The following is a 1,148-nucleotide window of genomic DNA, read 5'->3' as shown; positions in this document are numbered from 1 at the left end:
CATGGGGCATGGCATGTCAGCAGAGGATAAGGCGAGGGCGCTCAATGCCGGTTTCATGGAGTACATTGAGCTTGGAGCGATGCACNTGGTCNCAGGCTATGACCATTTACTGTTTCTGTTCGGCGTGGTGTTCTTTCTGACCCGCTTCAGTGACATTGTTCGTTTTATAACCGCGTTTTCCATTGGCCACTCGATTACTCTGGTGTTTGCCACCCTCTATAGTATTCAGGCGAATTACTACTTAGTGGATGCGGTTATCGCTCTGACTGTCTGCTATAAGGCGTTTGATAACCTTGGCGGTTTCAAGACTTATCTGAAGATGAAGTCACCAAACTTAATGTGGATGGTTTTCGCTTTCGGTCTTATTCACGGGTTTGGACTGTCGACGCGATTGCAGCAATTACCTCTGGCAGAAGATGGTTTGGTTTTTCGCATCCTGGCTTTCAATGTTGGCGTAGAGTTGGGGCAGATTGCTGCGCTGGCCATCATGTTGTTTTTATTGTCTGGTTGGCGCCGCATGGCATCGTTCAAACGCTTCAGTCAAGCGACCAATGGGCTGCTGATGGTGTTGGGGTTGCTGTTGCTGTTGATGCAGCTGCATGGATATCTACACTCAAGCAATCCTGATGAATTTCCGCTGAACAAGGATGATCACCAGCATACTCATGAAGACATGGGGGTTGCTAATTCTCCGCTGTCCGGGTACGAGAAGCGCTTTGATTTGGATGCAGAGGATAGTGTTAACGGTGAGGTTGAAACAGAGGGTCGTGAGCCGGAGGAGTTGCCAAACAGTGCCTCTAATCCTCACGCCCATGGTGACGGCGAAGCCCATGTACATTAATAAATTTGATCTGTTTTTATGAGGAAAATGTTATGAGATGGATGAAAACCTTGATGACGATGATGGCCTTGAGTTTTGCCTCGCCGGTGTTTTCTCACGGCGGAGGGCATGCCACGGTAACCGCCGATCAGGCGGAGGAAGTAGCCAGGTATGTGGCTGTCGAGCTCACCGAGGAAGATCGGGGTATGGGATTTGGCAAACTGGACGAAAGCTGGAGAGAGATCCCCGACGAGAGCGTGGGTATCAGTAAATTTGGCCCCGGATATTNCATTGTGGCTATGGATCATGAAGATGAGGAGCGAACGCT

General features: G+C 49.7%; 2 protein-coding genes. Both read left to right on the top strand.

What is annotated here, in order from left to right; all coding sequences use genetic code 11:
* Position 1 precedes the first annotated feature (1 nt).
* The gene (locus tag A3754_RS22840; RefSeq protein WP_197468796.1) at positions 2-841 is read left to right on the top strand and encodes a HupE/UreJ family protein; all 840 of its coding nucleotides are present in this window, start codon (positions 2-4) and stop codon (positions 839-841) included.
* A gap of 32 nt (positions 842-873) precedes the next feature.
* Positions 874-1,148: DUF6488 family protein (locus A3754_RS22835; protein ID WP_063521429.1), on the top strand; the 275-nt coding region annotated here is incomplete at its 3' end.

The sequence above is a fragment of the Alcanivorax sp. HI0083 genome (genome assembly GCF_001635175.1).
Note: the sequence above shows the minus strand (reverse complement) of the source record. Positions and strands in the feature narration are given on the sequence as shown.